This window comes from Acuticoccus kalidii (genome assembly GCF_021556395.1).
Taxonomy (GTDB): domain Bacteria; phylum Pseudomonadota; class Alphaproteobacteria; order Rhizobiales; family Amorphaceae; genus Acuticoccus; species Acuticoccus kalidii.
In genome coordinates, this window is sequence record NZ_JAKGCS010000036.1 from 845,708 (window position 1) to 869,510 (window position 23,803).

At 67.6% G+C, this 23,803-nt stretch carries 21 protein-coding genes; 9 read left to right on the forward strand and 12 right to left on the reverse strand.

All coding sequences use genetic code 11. The annotated features are described in order from the left end of the window. Positions 1 to 104 precede the first annotated feature (104 nt). From L1787_RS24825 to phnG, 7 genes are read right to left on the reverse strand one after another with little or no spacing between them, the layout of a single operon-like run. Positions 105 to 1,292 carry an alpha-D-ribose 1-methylphosphonate 5-triphosphate diphosphatase gene (locus L1787_RS24825; protein ID WP_235711784.1) on the reverse strand — a complete coding sequence of 396 codons (1,188 nt, stop codon included), beginning with the start codon at positions 1,290 to 1,292 and terminating at the stop codon, positions 105 to 107. After that, a complete protein-coding gene (locus tag L1787_RS24830) occupies positions 1,279 to 2,046 on the reverse strand; it encodes a phosphonate C-P lyase system protein PhnL (RefSeq protein ID WP_235711785.1) in 768 nt (255 codons plus the stop codon). Before L1787_RS24830 ends, L1787_RS24825 begins: the two co-directional genes overlap by 14 nt. Further along, entirely contained in the window at positions 2,043 to 2,846 is an 804-nt protein-coding gene (locus L1787_RS24835) for an ATP-binding cassette domain-containing protein (protein WP_235711786.1), read from the reverse strand. Before L1787_RS24835 ends, L1787_RS24830 begins: the two co-directional genes overlap by 4 nt. Before the next feature lie 11 nt (positions 2,847 to 2,857). Continuing rightward, positions 2,858 to 3,772 carry an alpha-D-ribose 1-methylphosphonate 5-phosphate C-P-lyase PhnJ gene (locus L1787_RS24840; protein ID WP_235711787.1) on the reverse strand — a complete coding sequence of 305 codons (915 nt, stop codon included), beginning with the start codon at positions 3,770 to 3,772 and terminating at the stop codon, positions 2,858 to 2,860. After that, positions 3,769 to 4,872 (reverse strand): carbon-phosphorus lyase complex subunit PhnI, encoded by a 1,104-nt coding sequence (locus L1787_RS24845; RefSeq protein WP_235711788.1) that lies wholly within the window; start codon positions 4,870 to 4,872, stop codon positions 3,769 to 3,771. Before L1787_RS24845 ends, L1787_RS24840 begins: the two co-directional genes overlap by 4 nt. After that, positions 4,872 to 5,411, reverse strand: a complete 540-nt coding sequence (gene phnH / locus L1787_RS24850; protein WP_235711789.1) for a phosphonate C-P lyase system protein PhnH — start codon at positions 5,409 to 5,411, stop codon at positions 4,872 to 4,874. The genes L1787_RS24845 and phnH overlap by 1 nt, the downstream gene beginning before the upstream one ends. Then, the gene (phnG, locus tag L1787_RS24855) at positions 5,411 to 5,884 is read right to left on the reverse strand and encodes a phosphonate C-P lyase system protein PhnG (protein ID WP_235711790.1); all 474 of its coding nucleotides are present in this window, start codon (positions 5,882 to 5,884) and stop codon (positions 5,411 to 5,413) included. The genes phnH and phnG overlap by 1 nt, the downstream gene beginning before the upstream one ends. Positions 5,885 to 6,080: 196 nt before the next feature. On the opposite strand from phnG, the gene L1787_RS24860 reads away from it, so the two are divergent. Continuing rightward, on the forward strand, positions 6,081 to 6,608 hold the full coding sequence (locus tag L1787_RS24860; RefSeq protein WP_235711791.1) for a hypothetical protein: 528 nt from the start codon (positions 6,081 to 6,083) through the stop codon (positions 6,606 to 6,608). Between the two features lie 38 nt (positions 6,609 to 6,646). Here L1787_RS24860 and dapA read toward each other — a convergent pair whose 3' ends face one another. Next, entirely contained in the window at positions 6,647 to 7,525 is an 879-nt protein-coding gene (gene dapA, locus L1787_RS24865; RefSeq protein WP_235711792.1) for a 4-hydroxy-tetrahydrodipicolinate synthase, read from the reverse strand. Positions 7,526 to 7,698: 173 nt separating this feature from the next. Here dapA and L1787_RS24870 point away from each other — a divergent pair, with 173 nt between their 5' ends. The 4 genes from L1787_RS24870 (at position 7,699) to L1787_RS24885 (ending at position 13,774) form a co-directional block, all read left to right on the forward strand. Then, positions 7,699 to 10,053 carry a lytic transglycosylase domain-containing protein gene (locus L1787_RS24870; protein WP_235711793.1) on the forward strand — a complete coding sequence of 785 codons (2,355 nt, stop codon included), beginning with the start codon at positions 7,699 to 7,701 and terminating at the stop codon, positions 10,051 to 10,053. Positions 10,054 to 10,055: 2 nt separating this feature from the next. Then, complete coding sequence (locus L1787_RS24875; protein ID WP_235711794.1) at positions 10,056 to 10,910, forward strand: alpha/beta fold hydrolase; 855 nt, start codon at positions 10,056 to 10,058, stop codon at positions 10,908 to 10,910. Beyond that, a complete protein-coding gene (locus L1787_RS24880) occupies positions 10,907 to 11,737 on the forward strand; it encodes an SAM-dependent methyltransferase (protein ID WP_235711795.1) in 831 nt (276 codons plus the stop codon). The genes L1787_RS24875 and L1787_RS24880 overlap by 4 nt, the downstream gene beginning before the upstream one ends. A gap of 303 nt (positions 11,738 to 12,040) precedes the next feature. Then, the gene (locus tag L1787_RS24885; protein ID WP_235711796.1) at positions 12,041 to 13,774 is read left to right on the forward strand and encodes a DUF4153 domain-containing protein; all 1,734 of its coding nucleotides are present in this window, start codon (positions 12,041 to 12,043) and stop codon (positions 13,772 to 13,774) included. 106 nt (positions 13,775 to 13,880) lie between these two features. Here L1787_RS24885 and L1787_RS24890 read toward each other — a convergent pair whose 3' ends face one another. Together L1787_RS24890 and trmFO are read right to left on the reverse strand one after the other, a co-directional pair. After that, positions 13,881 to 15,101, reverse strand: a complete 1,221-nt coding sequence (locus tag L1787_RS24890; RefSeq protein ID WP_235711797.1) for a sensor histidine kinase — start codon at positions 15,099 to 15,101, stop codon at positions 13,881 to 13,883. 174 nt (positions 15,102 to 15,275) lie between these two features. Then, a complete protein-coding gene (trmFO, locus tag L1787_RS24895) occupies positions 15,276 to 16,673 on the reverse strand; it encodes a methylenetetrahydrofolate--tRNA-(uracil(54)-C(5))-methyltransferase (FADH(2)-oxidizing) TrmFO (RefSeq protein WP_235711955.1) in 1,398 nt (465 codons plus the stop codon). A 310-nt stretch (positions 16,674 to 16,983) separates the two neighbouring features. On the opposite strand from trmFO, the gene L1787_RS24900 reads away from it, so the two are divergent. After that, the gene (locus tag L1787_RS24900) at positions 16,984 to 17,397 is read left to right on the forward strand and encodes a hypothetical protein (RefSeq protein WP_235711798.1); all 414 of its coding nucleotides are present in this window, start codon (positions 16,984 to 16,986) and stop codon (positions 17,395 to 17,397) included. A 267-nt stretch (positions 17,398 to 17,664) separates the two neighbouring features. Here the strand turns inward: L1787_RS24900 and L1787_RS24905 are convergent, their stop codons facing one another. Both L1787_RS24905 and uvrA read right to left on the reverse strand, forming a co-directional pair. Then, positions 17,665 to 17,817, reverse strand: coding sequence for a DUF1127 domain-containing protein (locus L1787_RS24905; RefSeq protein WP_235711799.1), 153 nt, complete (start codon positions 17,815 to 17,817; stop codon positions 17,665 to 17,667). A gap of 151 nt (positions 17,818 to 17,968) precedes the next feature. Further along, the gene (gene uvrA, locus L1787_RS24910) at positions 17,969 to 20,848 is read right to left on the reverse strand and encodes an excinuclease ABC subunit UvrA (RefSeq protein ID WP_235711800.1); all 2,880 of its coding nucleotides are present in this window, start codon (positions 20,846 to 20,848) and stop codon (positions 17,969 to 17,971) included. A gap of 123 nt (positions 20,849 to 20,971) precedes the next feature. On the opposite strand from uvrA, the gene L1787_RS24915 reads away from it, so the two are divergent. From L1787_RS24915 to L1787_RS24925, 3 genes are all read left to right on the forward strand, one after another. Further along, on the forward strand, positions 20,972 to 22,114 hold the full coding sequence (locus tag L1787_RS24915) for a hypothetical protein (RefSeq protein ID WP_235711801.1): 1,143 nt from the start codon (positions 20,972 to 20,974) through the stop codon (positions 22,112 to 22,114). A gap of 180 nt (positions 22,115 to 22,294) precedes the next feature. Continuing rightward, the gene (locus L1787_RS24920; protein ID WP_235711802.1) at positions 22,295 to 22,801 is read left to right on the forward strand and encodes a single-stranded DNA-binding protein; all 507 of its coding nucleotides are present in this window, start codon (positions 22,295 to 22,297) and stop codon (positions 22,799 to 22,801) included. A 144-nt stretch (positions 22,802 to 22,945) separates the two neighbouring features. Beyond that, entirely contained in the window at positions 22,946 to 23,617 is a 672-nt protein-coding gene (locus L1787_RS24925) for a YceI family protein (protein ID WP_235711803.1), read from the forward strand. Positions 23,618 to 23,803 lie beyond the last annotated feature (186 nt).

Genomic DNA, 23,803 nt, shown 5'->3' on the forward strand with positions numbered 1-23,803 from the left:
GCCCCGAACGAGTGGCGCGCGAGCGGCTGGGACGCTCGCGCCTCGTCGCCCCATGCCGGCGGCCGACCGGAGCGGGACCGACCGCCGCCGCCGGTGCTCGCCCTTCAGCTCGCAAGGGTCGGCACCGCCTGACGTTCCGGGACGAGCGTGCCGTCGCCATAGACCATGCGGCCGGCCGAGAAGGTCGCGCGCAGGCGCGGCCGCGGCGACGGCTCGGCCACCACGAGATCGGCGCGTTGGCCGACGGCGATCGCCCCGCGATCGTCGAGCCCCGCCGCCCGCGCCGGATTGAGGCTCGCGAGAGAAGCCGCGACCGGAAGCCCGCCACGGATCTCCGCCATCAGAAACACCGACGGGAGGAAGGCGGCGGGATGATAGTCCGCCGCCAGGATGTCGAGCATGCCGAGCGCGTGGAGCTCGCGCGCCGACAGGTTGCCGGAATAAGACAGGCCGCGCAGGGCGTTGGGGGCACCCATCGCGGTCCACATTCCGGCCCGCTTCGCCTCCCGCGCCGCCTCCAGCGTCACCGGAAACTCGCTGATGGTGGCGCCGAAATCGCGCATCAGGGCGACCTTTTGCGCCGTGTCGTCGTCGTGCGAGGCGATGGCGATGCCGTGCTCGGCCGCCGTCGCGGTGAGCGCGGCGATCGTCGCGGTGGTCGCGCCGGCGGCAGCGGCGCCGTCGTCCATGCGGCGGCGAAGGTCCGCGTGAGCCTCCTCCATCGAAATGCCGCGGGCGTTGGCGATATAGGCGGCGTAGGTCTCGATGTCGCGATATTGGCCCTGGCCCGGCGTATGGTCCATCAGCGACACGAGGTCGACGGCGCCGCGGCGCATCAGATCCGCGACCACGGCGCTCGCCTGGGCGAACGTCACCTCGAACCGCGTGTGGATCCGGTGGTCGATCAACAGCTCCGCCCGCATGGCGACGATCGTCTCGATGAGCTGCCGCGCCATCTCCTCGGAGCGTAATTTGCCGGTGGTCGGTGAGGCGGGGTTGAAGGAAAGCGAGGCGTAGGCGGTGGTGACGCCGGCGGCGGCGAGCTTCTTGTCATGCTCCAGGATCGACAGGTCGAGCGGCATCCTGACGCCCGGCCGCGGCTCCACCTCGCGCTCCACCATGTCCCCGTGAATGTCGACGAAACCCGGCATCAGGAGGCGTCCGCCGCCCCGATAGGTCGCCGCCTCGACGGGGCGCTCGCGCACCTCGACAATGCGCCCGGCCTCGATGCGCACCGCACCGTTCGGAGCGGTCCTGTCCGGCAGGACGAGGGTGAAATCACTCAGCCACATCGGCGTTCTCGCGGATTTTCTGACGCGTCAGGTGGACGTCGCGGTCGACCAGTGCAGCGACGTCCTCGGGATGGTGGAAGACACCGATCATCGCGACGCCGGCGGCTTTCATCCGGGCGAGGCGGTCGACGAGCGCCGCGCGGGCGGTGCGGTCGAGCGAAGCGGTCGGCTCGTCGAGAAGGAGGAGGCGGGGCGGGCGGATCAGCGCCCGCGCGAGGTTGACCTTCTGCTGCTCGCCGCCGGAGAAGGTGGACGGGTAGGCCGGAAAGAGCGCCGGCTGCAGGCCGAACGCGCCGAGCAGCCGCCGCGCCTCTTCGCGCGCCGCCTCGAACGGCCGGCCGGCGAGGACGAGCGGCTCGGCGACGAGATCCTCCGCCGACACGCGCGGCCGGGCGTTCAGGAACTGCGTCACGAAGCCGATCTCGCCCTTGCGCAGCTGCACGATGTCGATATCGGCCGCGCGGGCGAGGTCGATCGTCCCGCCATCGCTCATGTGGAAGAGCGCCGTTCCGCGGTTCGGCACATAGGTGCGGAAGAGGGTGCGCAGGAGCGTCGACTTGCCGGCCCCGTTCTCCCCGGAGAGGAGCAAAAACTCGCCTTCTGCGAGGGTGAAGCTCACATCGTCGAAGCCGGGGAGGCGCCGGTCGAGATGGTACATCATGAACGTCTTGGTGAGGCCATCGACCGCGAGCACCCGCGCGGCCGGCTTCGCCGACCCGGCCGCGGCCCGGTCGAGTGTCGTGTCGAGGGTCATAGCTTCGCGTGCACCAGTTGCTGCGTGTAGGGATGTTGCGGATCCTGGAAGACCTGATCGGCAAGGCCCTCCTCCACGACCGCGCCGTGCCGCATCACCATCACCCGGTCCGCCATCGTGCGGATCACGCCGAGATCGTGGCTGACGAGCACCATGGTGATCTGCCGCTCGCGTTGCAGGCGCTTTAGCGTGTCGAGCACGAGCGCCTGGACGCTGACATCGAGGCCGGTGGTGGGCTCGTCGAGGAGGAGGAGCGTCGGCTCGAGCGCGATCGCCTTCGCGAGCTGCACACGCTGCTGCATCCCGCCCGACAGCTCGACGGGCGGCCGGTCCATCCGCGCGATCGGAAAGTCCGACGCGATCAGCGCGTCTTTCGCCCGCCGCCGCAGCTCGCCGAAGCGCCGTTCGCCGGAGACGACGAGCCGCTCGGCGACGTTGCCGCTCGAGGAATGCCGCATCCTGAGGCCGGCGTGGGGGTTCTGGTAGACGATGCCGATCTCGCGCACGCGCAGCATCCGCCGCTGATAGCGGTCGAGCGCGAAGAGGTCTTTCTCGCGATAGGCCGGAATGTCGAGGGTGTAGCGGCCGGCGTCCGGGACCTCTTCAAGGTTCATCGCCCGCAACAGGGTCGACTTGCCGGATCCCGATTCGCCGACGATGCCGAGCACCTCGCCGGGTTGAACCGTCACGTCGACGCCCTTCAGTGCCGCGACATCGCCATAGCGTTTGGCGACGCCGCGCATCGAGAGGAGAGGGGCCGCGGTCGCGAGCTGCGGCGCGAGGCGGGGCAGTACGGTCATCGGGCGGGCCGTCATCGGGAAAGGCTCCCGTTCACATAATAGGTGTCGGCGAAGGTCACCGCCTCGCCCTCGCGCTTTTGAATGTGTTTCGTCGCGAAGTGGCTGTCGGACATCTCGTGGATCGACGGTCCGCCCGCTTGCGGCAGCTCGTTGAGGAAATAGCCCTTCACCCCGCTTCGCTGGCAGGTGATCTGTGCATGGTCTTCCACCCGGAAGGCGATGTCGTCGAACACCAAAGGGGCAACGTCGGTGTGGGGCGGCACCGCATAGATGCGCTTTTCCCGGCCGGCCGAGAGGATTGTGAGGTTGTCGGCCTGGTGGAGCTTCGGCACGTCCCAGCGGGGGATCGGCGAGGGGCTGATGACGTGACGCGCGTTGACGAGGCTCGGATAGCTCGCCCCCTCCATGATCCGGCCGGAGCGCACGATCTGCTCGTAGAGCTTCAGCCAGAGGAGGCCGTAATCGGCGTCGGCGTGCATATGGCGCGCCTCGGAGATGTCCGGCTCGACGGCGCGCAAGGGCTCGGGGTCCGGCACCTGGAGGACGAGGATCTGGTCGTCCCGCAACCGCTCCTCCGGGATCCGGTGGCGCGACTGGATCAGCGTCGCCGCGGTGGTGTCGAGCGTTTCGTCCGCCGCGCCGACGCGGCGCAGGAATTTGCGGATCGAGGCGGCGTTGACGGAATCGTCCGCTCCCTGGTCGATCACCTTGACGACCGAGCTCGGCTTCAACAGCGTCAGCGTCACCTGAAGGCCGCCGGTCCCCCAGCCGCGCGCCATCGGCACCTCGCGGCTCGCATAGGGAACCTGGCTGCCAGGAACGGCGATCGCCTTCAGCGTTTTGCGCCGGATCTCGCGCTTCGCCGATTCATCCAGAAAGCCGTAATTGAACGCCCGCCACGGGGCGGTGAGTGCGGAAAGGCTCACGACACGATCTCCTCGACCGCCTTTGCGGGATCCGGCGCGGCGTCGCCCGCGCGCCCCTTGGCCGGGCGGTCGGTGTTCGCCCCCCGCAGCGCATCGAGGCTCGATTGGAACGTTACATAATGGGGCATCTTGAAGTGGATGCAGAAGCCCGAGGCTTCGGTGGGCTCGGTGTGATAGAGGACGAATTCCTCCGAGGCGGCCGGATAGTCGCTCTCGAAGTGCATCGAAAGGTCGAGCGTCGCCCCGGCGATCGTCTTCACCTCGTTCCAGCCGAAGGTGGCGCAGAAGCCGAGTTCCAGCGTGCCGCCGCTGGCCGCCTTCGACACCATCTCCGCCTCGCTCACGCGCACGCGCCCGGCGCTGAACACCGTCCCGCGTGGATGGCGCAGGCGAACCTCCGCCTCGCCGAGGCGCAGGTCGTTGACCGTCGGGTGTGTCGGCCCATAGCCGCGCATATTGGCGTAGCCGAGGGCGAGCATGCCGCCGGTGTCGCCGCGGGCGAGGGTCTGGAGGCGGTGGGCGCGCGGGGCGGGGAAGAGAAGCCCGTCGCGGGTGACGTCCGGGATCTCGTCGAGCGGCACGCTCTCGGCGCGCGTGTCCGCGACGAGGCCGTGCTCGCGTTGCCAATCGACGAGGGCGGGCTGGGTCGGCGGTGCCGGCACCGGGCGCGGGGTGACGGGATCCGCCGCCTCGGTCTCGCCGGAGAGGACGCCGACCTTGAGGAGACGGTGCGAATAATCGAGCGTCGGGCCGAGAATCTGGCCACCCGGAATGTCCTTGAAGGCGGCCGAAATCCGCCGCACGGTGAAGATATCCGAATGACGGACAGCCTCGGCCGTCCACAGACGCGGCTGCGTCGTGCGGTAGGCGCGCAAAAGGAGCACCGCTTCGTAAAGGTCGCCGCCCGCCTGGGCGATGGCGAGGGCGGCAAGATCGGGCTCATAGAGCGAGGCCTCGCCCATCGCCCGATCCACCAGATAAGGAAGCGTCCGCCGCACCATCGCGACGCGCTCGGCCGTCAGCGAGGGAAGGTCTTCGCGGAAGAGGCGTTCGGCCTCGCCGATCGCCGCCTCGCCGCCTCGGGTTGCCGCATAGGCCATCAGATCACCTCGACCAAAGTGGAGCGGGGAATGCCGACGACCTCAGCCTCGCCGACGAGGAAGAGATCCCAGCCGAGCGGATAGGCGGCGCGGGCGCGCAGCGGCCAGAACGCGGGGTCGACGCCGCCGACGGCGAGCTGCGCGGTGCCGGCGATGCCGGGGCCGGAGAGGCGGAGCGCCGGGCCGGCGCCGATCCGGGCGGGGGCGAAGATCGTCGCCGCGTGTTCGGGATAGAACGGATCGCCGATGGAGACGGCGGCGATCCGGGCAAGGTCCGCCGCGTCGGCGAGGGGGGCGAACACGTAGTCCGCGCTCTCCACCGGCGCAGGGCGCGCACCGGTCGCGGCGAGTGCTGCGCCGAAGGCCGCATCGGCGGCGAAGACGGTGGTCTCCCGGTCGACGAGGCATTCGGCGAGGGGGAGAAGGCCGGGCTCGGCGAGCGGCTGCGGCACGCCGGGGCGTGTCAGCGCCCACATCAGCGCCTCGAACGCCTCACTCATTCGGATGTCGTCCCGTGTGGGGGTGACGAGCGTTTCCATCAGAAGGCCTCCATCTCGACGCGGGTCGCCTCGACCTTGGCCAGGCGGGTCGCATCGTCGGCCGCCTGCCGCTCCGCTTCCGCCGCGAGGAAGGCGAAGACCGTCTCCGGCGCGCGGTCGGCGGCGATCGCGGCGTCGATCACGGCCATCGCCATCGCCCGTTCGAGATCGCGGCCGACAATGGCGCCATAACCCTCGACGCCGCCGGCGACGCGGATATGCGCCTCTGCGATGAGCACTTCGCCGAGATGGAAGAGGGTTCCGGTCACGCTGTCCTCGCGCGGCACCATGGCAAGACCCGTGCGGCTCGACAGGACGTCGACCGCGCCGAGATCGTCCAACAAGGACTCGGCGAGGCTCTTCAGCCCGTCCGGTTCGGCGCGGGCGAGAATGTCGAGCTTGCGGGGCTCGGATAGATTGCGGCCGGCGACGGCGCGCTCGCTCGTGGTCGCCGCGCGGTCTTCACCTTTCACGATCGGTCACCTTCGCTACCGGCGCATCTTCGATGCGGATGCCGTCGGTCATTCTTCTAACTTATTCGAATGACATATACCAGAGGCGGACGACAAGAATGTGACAGGCGTGGGCCGTTCAAATGGCGCCGATGCGGGTAAGGGGGATTTAACCATCCTCGGCGAGGATTTCTTAGCCACGGTGAGGGAGCGGGACATGATGCGGCGCGCGGGAATGCTCGTTTTGGTCGGGGGGCTGGTGGCGGCCGGCCTCTTCGGCGCACGCTGGGTCGAGCGGCCGGTCGCGCAGCTCGACCTGTTCACGAACGGCCCGGCCGCGGCGCCCTCGCTGCGCGAGCCCGGTGTCCATCGGGAAGTGACCGAGGTTCTCGACCGGCTCGGACCCGACCGGGTGGCGGCGATGCTGCGCCCGGCGCGCGGCACGGCGACGGCCGGCGAAGCGCCGACGGTCAAGGTCTTGCGGGCGGTGGAGGTGACGTCGGTCGCGGCGGACCGGATCCGCATCCGCGTCGGCGTCAGCGATCTCGATGCGGGGCACGCGGTGGCCGCCGGTGTCGGCGCGGCCTTCCTCGCCGGCGGGCTTCAGGAACGCCTTCGGCTTCGCAGTGAAACGACCGGCGGTCGCGCGCTTTTGATGCTCAACCTGCTCGCTGTCGTGGGCGCGGGGATCGGGCTTTGGAAGGCCGGGCGGATCTTCGCCCGGCGTCGGCGCGTCGCGTTCTGACGCGGCGAGGGGGCCTTGGGAGAGGCCCGCATGTCACCTCAGTTGACGAGACCGGCGTGCGCCATCGCCTTGTCGATGATGGCCGCGGTCCGCCCGCTCACCGGCAGGATCGGCTCGCGCAGCTCGTTGGCGATGCGGCCGAGGCGGGAAAGGGCATATTTCGCCCCGCCGGGGCTCGGCTCGAGGAACATCGCGTCGTGCAGCGGCATCAGCCGGTCCTGATAGGCGAGGGCGGTCTTGAAATCGCCCGCGGCGCAGGCCGCCTGAAACTCCGCGCATTCCTTCGGTGCGACGTTCGCCGTCACCGAAATGCAGCCGACACCGCCATGGGCGTTGAAGGCGAGCGCGGTCGCGTCCTCACCGGAAAGCTGAGTGAAGGTCGGCCCGCACGCCGCGCGCTGGCGGCTGACACGGGCGAGATTGGCCGTCGCGTCCTTCACGCCGACGATGTTGACGTGCTTGGCCGCGAGCTCGGCCATCGTCTCGACCGTCATGTCGATCACCGAACGGGGCGGGATATTGTAGATGATGATCGGCAGGCTCGTTGCCTTCGCGACCGCCGAGAAGTGCGCCTTGAGGCCGTCCTGATTCGGCTTGTTATAATAGGGCGTGACGACGAGAACGCCGGTCGCCCCAGCCGCTTCGGCGTGCTCGGCGAGCGCCACGGCCTCGCGGGTCGAATTGGACCCGGCGCCCGCGATCACCGGAACGCGCCCCTTGCTCGCCTCGACGCACAGCTCGACGACGCGGCGATGCTCCTCGTGGCTCAAGGTGGGGGATTCGCCCGTGGTGCCGACCGGCACGAGCCCGTCGGTGCCCGAATCAATCTGCCATTCGACAAAGGAGACGAACGCCTGTTCGTCGACGGCTCCGTCACGGAACGGTGTCACAAGCGCCGTAAGGGATCCTTTGAACACGGCTCAGCCTCCGTTATTGGTGTTTTTCTGGCTTCTTTGGCAGGGAGCCGTTCAGTTCGACCCAAGTCACCCGATTCGGTTACCGAATTGGAAAGCCAAAGAGGTTACCCCTTAACAATGCACGCAGCGGGATGGGGGAAGCAATGCGGTTGTGCGTAACGAGTGGACTTGCCGTGCTCACCTTGGTCGCCGTCACAGGTGCGGCCGAAAGCCGGCCGCCGAGGGCGCCTTATATCGCGCCGGCGCAATTCGTCCATCCCGTCATCATGGTCGTCCCCCCGCAAAAGCCGGCCGATGACGGTGTCGTCACCGTCGCCGACGACGGGGCGGGCGCAAACCGTGCCGCGAACGTGCCGATTCCCGCGCCCCGCCCGGGCCGCGCCCGCGTGATCGGCCGGGTCGAAGATGGACGCGTCGTTCCGCTCTCGCCAACGGCCTTCGCCGAGCGTGCGCATGTCGACCCGGTGGCGTCGATCTACGCCGCGGCCGAGGCCGCGGAGACGCCGTCGGTCCCGGCCGGCGCCAAGCCTGTCGCCGGCGCCGTCGCGACGACGGCGGCCGTCTCGCAGGGCACGCTCCTCGGAAGCCATTCGCGCGCCTCCGCCGTCAAGACCGACGAGGCGGCCTTCCGTCGCCACGGCCAGCAGTCGAGCAACCTCAAGGCGGCGCTCGATGCCTTGCGGGCCGACCGCTATGAAGAGACCATCAAGCGGCGCAACGGTCTGTCCGATCCGCTCGACCGCAAGATCGTCGACTATTTCCTCGTCCGCTCGCCGTCCCACACCGTGACCTCGGCGATGATCGCCGACTTTTCGGTGCGCGCGCCGGGGTGGATGAGCGCGGAAAGCCTTCGCGCCCGCGCCGAAGAGGCGCTTTCGCGCGAGCGGCCCGGCGCCGATGCGGTGTTGCGTTCGATGAACGGCGCCGCCCAGTCGCCCGCCGGCGTGCGCCTCCTCGCCAACGCCTATCTCGCCAAGGGGGACCGCAACCGGGCGCGCGCCCTCGTGACCGACATCTGGTTCTCCCGCGCCATGGGGACCGACCTTCAGACGTCCTACACCAAGGATTTCGGTTCGATCCTGACCGCGAACGATCACCTCGCCCGTGTCGACAAGCTCATTGCGCTCGGCCGCTTCAGCGAGGCGCGCGCGCTGAAATCGCGCCTCGGCTCCGATCCGCGCGCCTATGTCGATGCGCGCATCGCGGCGGCGGAAGGGGCGAGCAACGCGAAGGCGCTCCTCGGCCGCGTGCCGTCGGATCTGCGCCGGCGTCCGGGTTACCGCCTCGCCGAGGTCGAGTATCTGCGCCGCCAGAAAGAGATCGAGAAGGCCGCCCGCATCATCCAGTCGGTCCCGCGCCGCGATATCGTCGACGGGGACGCTTGGTGGGTTGAGACGCGGATCGTCGCGCGGATGCTCCAGGAAAAGGGCGACCTTCGGACCGCCTACAAGCTCGTCTCGATGGGCTTTGCCGAGGGCCGTCAGGAAAAGGCCGACGAAGCCTTCCACGCCGGCTGGTTCGCCTATCAGCTCAATGACGGCCGGTCCGCCGACCGCCATTTTTCCGAGCTCGAACGCATCGCGACGACGCCGATCTCGCTGTCGCGCGCCTATTATTGGAACGGTCGGGCGGCGAAGCTGCGGCGCGACTCGAACGCCGCGCGCCGCCATTTCCAGGACGCCTCGCGCTTCGGCTTCACTTATTATGGCCAGCTCGCCCGCACCGAGCTCGGCCTTTCCGGCACAGGCGTTTCGCGGGCCCCGTCCCCCTCGGCGGGTGACCGCGCCGCGATGCGCGACAACGACCTCGCCGAGGCCGTCCGCCGCCTCATCGCCGCGGGCCACGAGCACCGGATCTATCCGCTTCTCGACCAGCTCGCCGAAACGGTTCCGACCGCCGGTCAAGTCGTCTTGACGGCGGAGATCGCCCAGAAGGCCGGCTATCCGCACCTTGCGCTGATGGTCGCCAAGGAAGGGCAGCGCCGCGGGCTCGATGTCGGCCAGCTCGCCTTCCCGACGAGCGAGATCCCGCGTGACGCGACGATCCCGTCCGGCCTCGACCGGGCGCTCGTCTACTCGATCGCGCGGCAGGAATCGCTGTTCAACACCGGCGCGGTCAGTCCCGTCGGCGCGCGCGGGCTGATGCAGGTGATGCCGAACACCGCCACCGCTTTGGCGCGTGAACTCGGCCTCTCCCATTCGGTGAGCCGCCTCACCAACGATCCCGGCTATAACGCCTCGCTCGGCGCGGCCTATCTCCACAAGCGTCTCAGCCAGTATGACGGCTCGTTCATCCTGACCTTCGCCGCCTATAATGCCGGGGCGGGACGCGTCTCGGAATGGTTGGTGCGGTTCGGCGATCCGCGTGATCCGCGCGTCGACCCGATCACCTGGGTCGAGAACATCCCGTATCCGGAAACGCGCAATTATGTGCAGCGCGTGATGGAGAATATCCAAGTCTATCGTGAAGCGCTCGGGACGGGACGCCTTGCCATCGGTCTCGACCTGGAGCGGGGGAGATCGAGCTGACGATGCCTTTGACGTGCGAGACCGCCGACGGGATTTGCCTCCACGCCGACGATTTCGGCCCGGCCGACGATGTGCCGCCCGTCGTCTGCCTTCCTGGGCTCACCCGCAATGCGCGTGATTTTGCCCACCTCGCGAAAGCCCTGTCGCGCGACGACCGGGTCGGGCGCGGCCGCCGCGTCGTGGTGCTCGAATCGCGGGGGCGCGGGCGGTCCGGCCGTGCCCCGGCCGAGACCTACACCCTCGTCCAGGAACTTGCCGACCTCACCGCCGCGCTCGATGAATGGGGGATCGAGAAGGCCGATTTCGTCGGCACTTCGCGCGGCGGGCTTCTCATCATGCTGCTCGCCGCGACGGCGCCGATCCGGATCGACCGCGCCGTCCTCAACGATATCGGGCCGACGATCGAGCGGTCGGGCCTTGGCCGCATCGCCGCCACCGTCGGCGCCCGCATGTCCTATCCGTCGATGGCCGAGCTCGCGGCGAGCCTGAAGCGCGCTTCGTGCGAGCAGTTTCCGCGGCTTACCGACAATCAGTGGATCCGCTACGCCGAGCAACTCGCCTCGCTTGGGCCCGATGGCAGCGTCCACCTCGATTATGACGCCGCCCTCGCGGACGGGTTCACGGACTTTTCGGCGAGCGACGCCACGCCGGATTTCTGGCCCGCTTTCGCCGCGCTCCTCGATCATCCGGTACTCGTCGTGCGCGGGGCGAACTCCGACATCCTCTCGGCGGCGACCGTCGAAGGGATGCGCCGGCGGCATCACAATCTGTCGGCCATCGTCGTGTCGGACGAAGGGCACGCTCCCCTGCTGTGGGACCGCTTCAGCGTCGAGACGATCAAGGCCTTCCTGCAGTGACGGACGAGACGCGGGCGACGGCCGCCTATTATGACGCCCCGGAGGTCGGGCGTTATTTCTCCGCGCTCTGGGGCGGGGAAGACGCCCATATCGGCCTTTACGAGGGCGCGGCGACCATCGCCCAGGCCGCGAACGCGATCATCGACAAGATGGCGACGATGGTGCCCGGTCTCGCCAAAGGCGGCCGGGTGCTCGATCTCGGCGCGGGTTATGGCGGTGCGATGCGCCGCCTCGTGCAGCGGTTCCCGATCGAGGCGGTGTGCCTCAACCTCTCCGCCGTGCAGAACCGCGAGAATGTCGCGCGGACGGTCGAGGCGGGGCTGGCTGACCGGCTTCATGTCGTGGGCGGCTCCTTCGAGGCGGTGCCGCTCCGAAACGAGGCGGTCGATGTCGTCTGGAGCGAGGACGCGCTCCTTCACGCCCACGATTATGACGCCGTCGCACGCGAGATGATGCGCGTCCTGAAGCCGGGCGGTCACGTGATGTTGACCGATATTCTGGCCGAGGAGGGCGCCGACGCCGGCGCGCTCGCCCCGATCGGCCTCCGTCTCAATGTGCCGCGCTTCCGTACGGTGTCCGAGATCGAGGCGGCATTGACGGCCGCCGGCCTCGAAATGGGACCGTTCGTGCCGCTCGGCGAGCATCTCGAGATCCACTTCCGCCGCGTGGCGGCGGCCCTCGAAGCGATGCGGGACCGTCTCGTCGCGGACGGCACGCCGCAGGAGGCGATCGACCGGATCGCCGCGGGCGCGAACGACTGGATCGCTGCCGCGAGCGACGGGCATCTCGCCTGGGGGATCGTGCGGGCGCACAAACCGGGCCATTAGCGCCTGTCCGCGACATCCACTCCGCGCCTTCGACGCAGCGGCCCGAGCGGGTGTCTGAAGGCGGCCGTCGGGGCGAGTGACGCATCACGGACTTTTGGCAGCGCCGGGGGAGGTGGGGCGCGACCGGCGTTTGCGCCCGGACCTCCTCGCCGAACCGATGCGGGCGGCGTGATCGGAGCGCGCCGCGCCGGTCGCGATGCGAGCGGCGCGCGGCCGCCCAACCTTTCGCCGACGGATCACAAGCCCTAAGTGGCGGGGATGGGCCGCCGCGCTGTTTCGTTCGGGTGGCGCGAAGGGAGCACGATGCGTCATTTGTGGAAGCTGCCGGTCACGGAGGCCGTGCGGCGCACCCCCGCTCCGGTGATCGCGGCGCTGATTCTGTCCGCTGTCCTTCTCGCCGCAGCCAACGACCTCGTCTCCGACCCGCTCCAGACGCGCCTCATCTACGCGGCGGCGGGCCTCTTTTTCGGCGCGGTGATCGGCGAGACGGTCCGCGGGACGCTGCTTGCGATCCTTCTCGGCATGCTCGCGGCGGCGGCGCTCGGTTTCGCCGATCGGCTTTTCGTCGCGCCGGTGCTTCTCTTCGGCGCGCTCGCCGTGGGTGTTCTCGTCGCCCCGGTGCTGGGGCCGAAGATGGATGCGGTGGAAGCCTGGCGGCGCCTCTCCCGGACCACCTCGGCCGCCGGCCTCGCGCTGTTCGGGGCCGGGCTCGTCGTGGCCGGGGTCTATTCGCTGGAGCTCAGCGCCGAGGCGCTGCTCGGGCTCGATTCGAACGATCTGACGCGCAATCTCGCGAGCCCGCTCGCCGTCGGCCTCCTCGCGCCGATCGTCTTCCTGACCCTATCGGCACGGCAGGCGGAGGGGGAGGACGACCGGATCGCCGAGGTTCTCGGCCTCGTCGCCCAGACCTTCGCCCGTCTCGTTCTGACGCCGCTCCTTGCGATCTATGCGGTGGTGCTTGCGATCTATGTCGTGCGGATCATCGTGATGTGGGAATTGCCGAGCAATGAGATCGGCTGGATCGTGCCCCTGTTCGGTGTCACGGGCGCGCTCACCTACCTCGCCACCGCCGCGATCGCGACGAAGGGGCGACTCTCGCGCATATTCCTGTCGGTCTGGTTTCCGCTCACCCTCGTGCCGGTGGCGCTGTTCATTCTCGCGCTGTGGATCCGTATCGACGCCCACGGCGTGACGGCTGACCGCTATTACGCGATCCTCGTCGCCGCCTGGCTCGGAATGAACGCGCTCGCCTTCACCGCGACGGGCGGACGGGCGGACGTGCGCCTGCTGCCGGTGACGCTTCTCCTGGTGCTCGCATTGGGGGCGGTCGGACCTTGGAGCCTGCGGCCCGTGGTGGTCCACAGTCAGACCGCTCGCGTCCTCGCGCTGCTGCCGGAGGGCGATCTCGGCGACCGTCTCCGCGACATGTCGGCCGAAGCGCGCCGGCCGCTGTGCTCCGCCGTCGAGGCGGTGACCTCGGCGGGAGGCTTGCCCGCCCTCGAGGCGCGGCTCGGCGAAGAGGAACCGGGGATCGGCACGCTCTGCCGCTCGCCGTTCGCGCCGCGGCGGGAGGATGTGATGATCAACTTCTCGACCGGCCGCAATGTCGTGACGGTCGACGGGCCGTCGACCATCTGGGGTCCTGTGAACCTTTTTGCGCGGACGGACGCAGCCGATTCAGAGGCGGGACTCGCCCTGACGGTCGAGGATGGCGTGGTGCGGGTGACGACGCCGCTCGGCGCGGAAGAGTTCGATCTCGTCCCGGCGCTCGAAGCGTGGGCGGCGGAGAACGAGGCGGCGGTGGAGCGGCCCACTCTGCGGCCGCTGCGGCGCAGCGCCCGGCCCGCGAGCGGGGCGCCGATCGTCCTTGAGGCGAACGGGATCGCGCTCTGGATCATGAGCGTCGACCTTCTGGTCGAGACGGACCGCGCGCGGGTGCGCGGTGGGACCGTCTATGTCGTGTTGGCGGAGGAGGTGAACGCGCCCGCCGCTCCCGAGGCGCCTCTTGAAGCGCCCAATGAGATGAGGCGAAACTGAGGCTCAAGCGCCCCGATGCGAGGCGCACACGAAAAAGCGCCGGTGTGAGCCGGCGCTGATCGGAGCGGTTTGCGATAAGCGGGCGGACGGTCCGCCGGCCGGCCCATCAGGACGATTCGGGCTTTGCCGTGATGCCGGCGATCGAGGATGACCGGCCCTCATTGCGCGCCGTGGTCAAGGTCGGCTTGACGTGGGCCGGGCCGATTGCCTTCGGCTTCGCCTTCAGCATCGATTCCTCGGCGTTGAAGGTGCCCGACGATGCAACTTCGTTCTGTTCGTCGACGTGCGGGATCTTCAGGAAGCACGTCGTCCCTTGCGGGCCGCTATCGCGGTCGATCGTGCCGCCGAGCGATTCCAGATACATATCGACGAGGCGCATACCGAGCCCGGTCGATTTCGGATCGACCTGCGTCTTGTCGAAGCCGGAGCCGTTGTCGGCGACGGTGATGTGGATCTCATTGCCCCGGTCGACGCATAGGACGCGGATCGAGCCGATATCCTGGCGGCCGTTGAAGGCATACTTGGCCGCGTTGGCGACGAGCTCGTTCACCACGGCGCCGATCGAGATCGCCTCGTCTACGCTGACGAGCACGGCGTCGCCTTTGACGTCGATCGTCCAGCCGAACTGGTTCGCTCCGCCCACCTGCTCGATCGAGCGGCAAACGCGCTCGAAATAAGGAAGGAGGGGGACGAGACCGCTGTTCTCGCTGACGGCGAGAAGCTCGTAGAGGGAGCCCATCGATTCGACGCGCAAAGCGACGCGGTCGAGTACGTCCTTCGCGATCTCGTCATCGAGCGCGCGGGCTTCGATGCGCAGCATCGACAGGATCGAGGCGATGTTGTTCTTCACGCGGTGATGGACTTCCGTCATCATCGCGTTGATTTTCTGGATCGTCTCCTCGGCGGCGCGCGAGGCCTTCTCGGCGTTGGTCACGTCCTCGACGCCGATGAGGACCTGATCGGTCCCCGCGCCGTTGCGCACCACGCGGTGCGCAGTGAGATTGAGGATGCGCGCGCCGATGACCGGAAAGGTCTGCTCGATCAGATAGCCCTTGATCGCGACGTCGTGCGGAAGCACGGCCTCGAGGAGCCAGCGGATCTCCGCGTCGTTCCAGATGCCGCTTTGGAGGTCGAAGATCGGTTGCCCGAGCGTGTCGTCCTCACTCCCGCCGAAGAGCTGATAGTAAGCCAGATTGGCGTATTGGACGATCAGATTGCCGTCCAGAACCATCATGGCGGTCGGCAACGAGTTGACGATATCGCGATAGTGGACCGAGGGATCAGTCACAGCTGTGCGCACGAGTTCCCCCACAATGGTGTCACGCATGGTGATCACCGGGTCTGCCGGCCCAAAATCGGGATAACGGCGATAGGTATTTATTCGGAGTGTCGGTGGAGGCACAACAACAATTTGCGCCAACTCGATCAATATTCCGTCGATTTACCCGCATTCCAATAAAATGCCAGTCAATTGCGTCAATGATGCGGCCGATTGAGTCAATCATGCGGCTTCGGACCGGGTGTTGTCGAGACGCCACGCGGCAAAATCGATGCGTGCGCGTTCGGTATAAGCCGTCTTCCGCCTTGCTTTTTTCTCGCCCCGACGGGCGCGTCCCTGGCCGCGAACCGGCTCGACGGGCGGAAACAGGCCGAAATTCACATTCATCGGCTGATAGGAACGTGGGCTCCCCGCATCCTCGGCGCTCAGATGGCCGCCGGTGATGTGTCCAAGTAGCGCACCCATAGCCGTCGTGGCCGGCGGGGGCGCGAGCGTCCGCCCGTCGAGCTCGGCCGCCGCGAAGAGGCCGGCGAGGAGGCCGGTCGAGGCCGCCTCGACATAGCCTTCGCAGCCGGTCACCTGGCCGGCGAAGCGCAGATTCGGCGAGGCCTTCAAGCGCAGCGTCGAATCGAGGAGGCGCGGGCTGTCGATATAGGTGTTGCGGTGGAGCCCGCCGAGGCGGGCAAACTCGGCCTCGCCGAGCCCGGGGATGAGGCGGAAGACGTCCGCCTGCGCGCCATAGCGCAGCTTGGTCTGGAAGCCGACCATGTTGAAGAGGGTGCCGAACGCATTGTCCTGGCGGAGCTGGACGACGGCATAGGGCTTCTCGTCGGGCTTGTGGGCGTTGGTGAGGCCCATCGGCTTCATCGGGCCGTGGCGGAGCGTCTCGCGGCCGCGCTCGGCCATCACCTCGATCGGCAGGCACCCGTCGAAATAAGGGGTGTCCTCGAACGCCTTGAAGGCGACCCGCTCGGCGGCGAGGAGCGCGTCGATGAAGGCCTCATATTCGGCCTTGTTCATCGGGCAATTGAGATAATCCGCCCCGGTGCCGCCGGGCCCCGCTTTGTCGTAGCGGGATTGGAACCAGCAAACGTCCATGTCGACGGTCTCGCGATAGACGATCGGGGCGATCGCGTCGAAGAAGGCGAGACGGTCGGCGCCCGTGAGGGTGGTGATCTCGGCCGCCAGCGTGTCGCTCGTGAGGGGGCCGGTCGCCACGATGGCGGGCGTCTGCGGCAGGCGCTCGATCTCGCCGCGGACGATCGTGATATTCGGGTGGGCGGTGAGCGTCGCGGTGACCGCGGCGGAAAAGCCGTCCCGATCGACGGCGAGGGCGCCTCCGGCGGGCACCTGATGCCGATCCGCCTCGCGCATGATCAGCGAGGAAAGATCCCGCAACTCGGCATGGAGGAGGCCGACGGCGTTGCTGACCGCATCGTCGGAGCGAAAGGAATTCGAGCAGACGAGTTCCGCCAGCCCGTCGGTCTGGTGGGCCGCGGTGGTTCGGGTCGGGCGCATCTCATGGAGGCGGACCTGGTGCCCAGCCTCCGCCAGCTGCCACGCCGCTTCCGACCCGGCGAGACCGCCACCAATCACATCTATGTCTGCCATCACACGAATGTGGCCGACCACGGGGCCTCGATCAACCCGGAGCGGGTGGATAACCGAATGCTTCAACGCGACATTTCGACGGCGACGCGGTAAAGGGATACAGGTGGGGGAGGACGGCTTGTTGCGTTTTTTCGGAGTGCTCGGTCTCGTTTGCGTGGGCTTGGCCGGGTGCATGTCGCAGTATCGCGGCGAGCCGATGGCCTGGTATGCCATGCGTGATGCGGTTCCGCCGCAGGACAATAACCGCGTTTCGGTGTGTCACGGATTCGGGTGCCATCTCAAAACCTCGGTCGGGTTCTCGCAGGCGGATATCCGGGCGATGGCGAAGATCTTCGGCCGGCCCAAATCCGCGAGCGACGAGCGTGCGGCGATCGCCAATTATATCGCCTGGGCCGAAAAGCGCGTCGCGCCGGAGGTCGGCTCTGAAAACGATGTCGGCGGTCTCGATATCGTGAATGCCGGCCAGCGCGGGCAGATGGACTGCATCGACGAAGCGACCAACACCACGAGTTATCTGATCATCGCGAAGAATAACGGGTTTTTGCGCTTCCATACGCTCGGCAGCCCGGTCGCGCGCGGCTTCTTCCTCGATGGTCGCTATCCCCACGCGACCGCCGTCGTCGTCGACAAGACCGGGACGCCATGGGCCATCGATTCCTGGCCGCATCCCAATGGGGCAAAGCCGGACGTCATGCCGCTGACGACATGGTTCGAGCGGTCTGGGGCGAGCTGAGCCAGCGCATCGCGCCGCTTTATCGGCCAGGCCGCTTCGCCCCGCCGCCTCGCCAATCTGGCGAACGGGCGGCGCGGGCGTCACGAGCGGCTCGTGGGAGCCAGGCCCCGACATGCGATTTCGATATTTTGAAGAGGTTGCGGGCCGACATCGGCGCGGCGGTCGCCGCTGGCGTCGATGTCGGCTCCGGTGTGCGTCGCTGATGCGACGCGGACGGCCCGGCATCGCCGGCGTCCTTACCCTTCGCCCGTGGGCGAAAGGCGGGAGTTAGTGCGTGCGGATCTGACGGAGGACGAAGGGGATCTCGCCACGGGTCAGACCGATATCGCGAAGCTGCTCGTCGGACAGACGGGCCAGTTGTTCGGCAGTCTCGGCAGATGCACGCCAATTGTGCAGGGCGCGCGTGATGCGTTGCAGCATGGGATAAACTCCTAGGTATCGCTGGTCGCTTTCGTTGCCAACGATCTAGGCGGCCGTGCTGAGGATGTAATCATCCGTAAAAGCATGGCTGGTCCGACCGCGGCTTGCTGCATAGCAGCAATCCGCATCCGCGCCGCGGCCGATTAACCCGTTATTCAGCGGCCTGTTTCGAGCCTGGGCGGCGGTCGAGAAGCTCGGCGAGGAACTGGCCCGTATAGCTGCGCTTTTCCTTCACGATCGCCTCGGGCTTGCCGATCGCGACGATCTCGCCGCCACCATCGCCGCCTTCGGGGCCGAGATCGATGATCCAATCGGCGGTCTTGATGACCTCCAGATTGTGCTCGATGACGACGACGGTGTTGCCGGTGTCGACGAGCTGGTGGAGCACCTCGAGCAGTTTGGCGACGTCGTGGAAGTGAAGGCCGGTCGTCGGCTCGTCGAGGATATAGAGCGTGCGGCCGGTCGCCCGCTTCGACAATTCCTTGGCGAGCTTGATGCGCTGCGCCTCGCCGCCCGACAGCGTCGTCGCCTGCTGGCCGATGCGGATATAACCGAGCCCGACCTCGCGCAGCGTCACGAGCTTGTCGCGGACGGCGGGGACGGCGGCGAAGAACTCGCACCCTTCCTCCACCGTCATCTCGAGGACGTCGGAGATCGATTTGCCCTTGAACTCGATTTCCAGCGTCTCGCGATTATAGCGCCTGCCCTTGCACACGTCGCAGGTGACGTAGACGTCCGGCAGGAAGTGCATCTCGATCTTGATGACGCCGTCGCCCTGGCACGCCTCGCAGCGCCCACCCTTCACGTTGAACGAGAAGCGCCCCGGCCCATAGCCGCGCGCCTTCGCCTCCGGTAGCCCCGCGAACCATTCGCGGATCGGGGTGAACGCGCCGGTATAGGTGGCGGGATTGGAGCGCGGGGTGCGGCCGATCGGCGACTGGTCGATGTCGATGATCTTGTCGAGATTCTGAAGGCCGGTGATCGTCTCGTGCGGGGCAGGTTGCTCGCGGCTCTTGTTCAACTTGCGGGAGACGGCGCGGAACAGCGTCTCGATCACGAAAGTCGACTTGCCGGAGCCGGAGACGCCGGTGATCGCGGTGAAGAGGCCGAGGGGGATCTCGGCGGAGACGCCCTTGAGGTTGTTGCCCGTGGCGTTCACGACCTCGATCGAGCGGCCCTTTTTCTTCGCGCGGCGCTTGTCCGGCAACGGGATCTCGATGCCGCCGGACAGATACTGGCCGGTCAGCGATTTCGGATTGGCGATCACCTCGCCCGGCGTGCCCTCGGCGACGATCTCGCCGCCGTGGACGCCGGCGCCGGGGCCGATATCGAGGACATAATCGGCGGCGAGGATCGCGTCCTCGTCATGCTCGACGACGATGACGGTGTTGCCGAGATCGCGGAGCCGCTTCAGCGTCTCGATCAGGCGCGCATTGTCGCGCTGGTGAAGGCCGATGGACGGCTCGTCGAGGACGTAGAGGACGCCGGTGAGGCCCGATCCGATCTGCGAGGCGAGGCGGATGCGCTGGCTTTCGCCGCCCGAGAGCGTCCGCGAGCCGCGCGAGAGCTGCAGATAGTCGAGCCCGACATCGACGAGGAAGCGCAGCCGGTCCTGGATCTCCTTGAGGATCGCGCGGGCGATCTCGCGTTGCTGATCGGACAAATGGGCGTCGAGCGTTTCGAACCAGGGCGCGGCGTCGCGGATCGCGAGTTGCGTCACCTCGCCGATATGGCGGCTGGCGATCTTCACGGCGAGCGCTTCCTCGCGCAGGCGATAGCCGTGGCAGGTCGGGCAGGGCGCATCGGACTGGTAGCGGGACAGCTCGTCGCGCACCCATTGGGAATCGGTCTCGTTCCAGCGCCGCTCGATGTTGGTGATCACACCCTCGAAAGTCTTCTTCGTGGTGTAGGAGCGCAGGCCGTCATCATAGGTGAAGGCGATCTTCTCGCGCTTCGAGCCGTAGAGGATGACGTCGCGCACAGTCTGGGGGAGGTCGTCCCACGGGGTCGTCATGTCGGCGCCGAAATGGGCGCAGATCGATTGGAGGGTCTGCGTATAATATGGGCTCGTGTTGCCCGTCCGCGCCCAGGGAAGGACCGCGCCGCCGGCGAGCGTCAGGTTCGTGTCGGGAACGACGAGGTTGGGCTCGAAGCTCAACGTCGTGCCGAGACCGTCGCAGGTCGGGCAGGCGCCGGTCGGGGCGTTGAACGAGAAGAGCCGCGGCTCGATTTCGGCGATGGTGAAGCCGGAGACCGGGCAGGCGAACTTTTCCGAAAAGACGATGCGGCGCGGCTCCTCGCCCTCCGTCTCGTCGGCGAACTCGGCGATCGCGATGCCGTCGGCGAGGCGAAGCGCGGTCTCGATGGAATCGGCGAGGCGGGTCGCAAGGTCGGGCCGCGTCGACACTCGGTCGACGACGACGTCGATATCGTGCTTGTACTTCTTGTCGAGGGCGGGAGCGTCCTCGATCTCGTAGAAGGTGCCGTCGATCTTGACGCGCTGAAAGCCCTTCTTCTGCAGCTCGGCGAGCTCCTTGCGATACTCGCCCTTGCGGTCGCGGACGATCGGCGCGAGGAGATAGAGCCGCGTCTTCTCCGGCAGAGCGAGCACCTTGTCGACCATCTGGCTGACGGTCTGGCTCTCGATCGGAAGGCCGGTCGCGGGCGAGTAGGGGATGCCGACGCGCGCCCACAAAAGGCGCATATAGTCGTAGATCTCGGTGACGGTGCCGACGGTGGAGCGCGGATTGCGCGATGTCGTCTTCTGTTCGATCGAGATGGCGGGGGACAGGCCGTCGATCTGGTCGACGTCCGGTTTCTGCATCATCTCGAGGAATTGTCGGGCATAGGCCGACAGGCTCTCGACATAGCGACGCTGGCCTTCGGCATAGATGGTGTCGAAGGCGAGCGACGATTTGCCGGAGCCGGAGAGGCCGGTGAACACGATCAAGCTGTCACGCGGCAGCTCGACATCCACGTTCTTGAGATTGTGTTCCCGCGCACCGCGGACGACGAGCTTGCGCTCTGACATGGCATATCGCATGGAAATGTGGGACCGGAGAGGCAACGTGGAGCCGCGGGACGTCGCGGTCAATGCCTGGGAGCGAGATTCGTTCTCTTTTTGGTCTCTGCTCCCCGTTCTTGGAGTCACTGTGTGATCGACGAGTTGACGTTACATATCGGCCACCCAAAAACCGGGACGACCTCGCTTCAGGCGACCTTCTATGAAAGCGCCTCCGTGCTCGCGCGGCATGGCGTTTTCTACGACACGCGCAATCGGACGCATCACCGTTTCGCCCGGATCGCCCAGGGGTATGCCGACGATCTGACGAAGTGCAAGCCGTTGAGAGAGCTGACGGACGATATCGCCGCGAGCAAGCTCCCGCGCGCCTTTATCGGGTCGGAGGCGTTCGTGCGATGTACACGGGCGCAGGCTCAGGCGTTCGTGGAGCACCTGAGGCGGTTCGCGCGGCGGGTGAAGGTGCTTCTTTATGTACGCCATCCGGTGACCTATGCGGCGAGCGCAGCCCATCAGGGGGCCCGGATCGGCCGGCCGCTCGCCGCGATCGTCGCCGAGCCGCGGATCCTCGACCTGACCGATCTCATCGCGACCTGGCGCAAGGCCGTCGGCGCCGACAATCTCATCGTCCGCCCGTTCGCGCGCCCGCTATTAACGAATGGCGATGTCATCGACGACGTGCTCGGCGTGATGGGCGCCCTCGATGCGGCGCCCGACATGACACGGGTTCAGGTGAACGAGGGGCTTTCCGTCCTCGGCATCCATCTGATCGACGCGGCGAACAGGCTCGTCGACGATCCGCCCGTGCCCCAGCGCCTCATTCGGATTTTCGAGGCGATCGAGGGGCCCCGCTACGTCATACCGGAGCCCGCGCTCGCGATGGCGGCGGTCCAGGCGGAGCCCCATCTTGCGATGCTGGAGCGCGATTTCGGCATCCGTCTGCCCGCGCCGACGGAGACGCCGTCCGATCCGGTCGGACTTTCCCCGGCCGAACTCGAGTCGCTCGCCAAGGTGATGCTGACCGCGGCGGATTATATCGACGCCTGGGATCGCGCGCCCGCCTCGCGGATCGTCGGCCTCACCTCGCCGTTCGCGCGGGTGATCGACCGACCGCCGCAGAATGTCGCGTCCGCGCTGGGGCGACTCGGTCTCGGTGGATGGCTCGGGCCGCGCGAGGCGTCGACCATCGAGCGAAAGATCTCGGAGGCGGACGACCGGGAAGAGGCGCGCGAGCGCATCCGCGACCAGCGCCGGGCCGGACGCGAAAGGCTGGTGTGATCGGCGACGGCCGCCAGCGCAATGCGATGTGGACTGTCGGCGATTCCGGCACGGATTCGGGCTGAAGTGCGGACCGTGGCGCGATAGACGGATGGACCGCGAGAGGTTTTTAGCGTCCCTTGATGTGCGCGCGCTTTGTGCGTCGTCGGGACGAAGCAGGCAATCGGACTGGAGGGGACTATGGCTGGCAGCGTCAACAAGGTGATCTTGATCGGCAATCTGGGTGCCGACCCGGAAATTCGCCGCACGCAGGATGGCCGTCCGATCGCCAACCTGCGGCTTGCGACGTCGGAATCGTGGCGCGACCGCAATTCGGGTGAGCGCCGCGAGCGCACCGAATGGCATCGTGTCGTGGTGTTTTCCGAAGGGCTGTGCCGGGTCGTCGAGCAGTATCTGCGCAAGGGCTCGAAAATCTACGTCGAGGGTCAGCTCCAGACCCGCGAGTGGGAGGATCAGCAGGGCCAGAAGCGCTACACCACCGAGGTGGCGGTTCAGGGCTTCGGCGGCGTGATCCAGATGCTCGATGGGCGCAATGGCGGCGGCGGCGAGTTCGATCGCGGTTCGGGTGGCGGCGGCGACCGGGGCGGTTATGGCGGCGGCGGCGCTGGCGGCGGCGGTGCGGGTGGTGGCGGTAATTCGCGCCCGATGCCGGCCGACGAGCCGTTCGACGACGACATCCCGTTCTGACGCGGCGGAACGGTCCGCCGTTCCGCCGAGCGATCCGATCGGCCCGACGAATTGTCAGGAGGCCGCTGCCGGTCCAGTCTCCGTTCCGCTGAGGTTCAGGCAAGCCGCGTGAGGTTTGCCCATCATTGGAATAGGACGCGTATCATGTCTGGTCTCGAAGCCTCATACCTCCAAAGCGTGGCGCCGGCGCTGCGCCACGCGCCCTATATCGGCGCGGTGCACGCATCGGCGCGCCGCGCCTTCACCGTGTTCCTCGCCGTCGTCCTCCTGGTGCCGCTCTTCGCCGTGACGGCGATGGCCGATGTGACGCCCGGCGTCTATCGCTTCGTGCCCGACCGCGCCCAGGTCCGCTTCGTCGTCTCTCAAGACAGTCGCAGGACCGGCGCTCAGATGAGCTTCGCCGACGGCGAGATCACCTTCGGCAGCGGCGGCGTCGTGACCGGAGGGCAGGCCAGCATCGACGCGCGCTCGGTCTCCTCCAAAAGCAGCGGAACGGTGTCGACGCTGAAGGGCCGCTTCGGTTTCGACGTCGCGAAGTATCCGAGCATCCGCTTCCGGGCGACCGGCGGCAGCATCAAGGGCGACCGCGCGATGCTGAGCGGGATCCTGACGATCAAGGGCGTCTCGCACCCGGTGGAGTTCACCGGCGAGGTGTTGCGCAACCAGCCGCGCCGCCTCGCGATCCGCCTCGAGGGGACTGTGGACCGCACCAAATTCGGGATCACGGCGGGCCGGCCGCTCTACGGCAAGGACGCCAAGATCATCTTGCGGGTCATTGCGGTGCGCGACCGGAACGGCAACACGCGGGCCGGCTGATCTTCGGGTTTCGGTCGCCGTCACGGCGAGCATGACGGCCCGCGCGATCCGTTCGATCGGGCGGGCTGGTGCTCTAGCGTTGGACTGTGAGTCGCGACGGGTGGCAAATGCCGGGCAAATCGCCTAGCTAAGAGGAACTCCCATCAGACAGGCAGACGTTTTGTGAGCGACGATAGTTCCGCAGAC

Excerpts from the sequence above, each read along its gene's own strand:
- L1787_RS24845 (WP_235711788.1), bottom strand. The coding sequence starts at position 4,872 with ATGGCCTATGCGGCAACCCGAGGCGGCGAGGCGGCGATCGGCGAGGCC.
- L1787_RS24920 (WP_235711802.1), top strand. The coding sequence starts at position 22,295 with ATGGCTGGCAGCGTCAACAAGGTGATCTTGATCGGCAATCTGGGTGCC.
- uvrA (WP_235711800.1), bottom strand. The coding sequence starts at position 20,848 with ATGTCAGAGCGCAAGCTCGTCGTCCGCGGTGCGCGGGAACACAATCTC.
- L1787_RS24925 (WP_235711803.1), top strand. The coding sequence starts at position 22,946 with ATGTCTGGTCTCGAAGCCTCATACCTCCAAAGCGTGGCGCCGGCGCTG.
- L1787_RS24830 (WP_235711785.1), bottom strand. The coding sequence starts at position 2,046 with ATGACCCTCGACACGACACTCGACCGGGCCGCGGCCGGGTCGGCGAAG.
- L1787_RS24900 (WP_235711798.1), top strand. The coding sequence starts at position 16,984 with ATGGCGAAGATCTTCGGCCGGCCCAAATCCGCGAGCGACGAGCGTGCG.
- L1787_RS24885 (WP_235711796.1), top strand. The coding sequence starts at position 12,041 with ATGCGTCATTTGTGGAAGCTGCCGGTCACGGAGGCCGTGCGGCGCACC.
- L1787_RS24905 (WP_235711799.1), bottom strand. The coding sequence starts at position 17,817 with ATGCTGCAACGCATCACGCGCGCCCTGCACAATTGGCGTGCATCTGCC.
- phnH (WP_235711789.1), bottom strand. The coding sequence starts at position 5,411 with ATGGAAACGCTCGTCACCCCCACACGGGACGACATCCGAATGAGTGAG.
- L1787_RS24860 (WP_235711791.1), top strand. The coding sequence starts at position 6,081 with ATGATGCGGCGCGCGGGAATGCTCGTTTTGGTCGGGGGGCTGGTGGCG.
- L1787_RS24835 (WP_235711786.1), bottom strand. The coding sequence starts at position 2,846 with ATGACCGTACTGCCCCGCCTCGCGCCGCAGCTCGCGACCGCGGCCCCT.
- L1787_RS24825 (WP_235711784.1), bottom strand. The coding sequence starts at position 1,292 with ATGTGGCTGAGTGATTTCACCCTCGTCCTGCCGGACAGGACCGCTCCG.
- L1787_RS24875 (WP_235711794.1), top strand. The coding sequence starts at position 10,056 with ATGCCTTTGACGTGCGAGACCGCCGACGGGATTTGCCTCCACGCCGAC.
- L1787_RS24890 (WP_235711797.1), bottom strand. The coding sequence starts at position 15,101 with ATGCGTGACACCATTGTGGGGGAACTCGTGCGCACAGCTGTGACTGAT.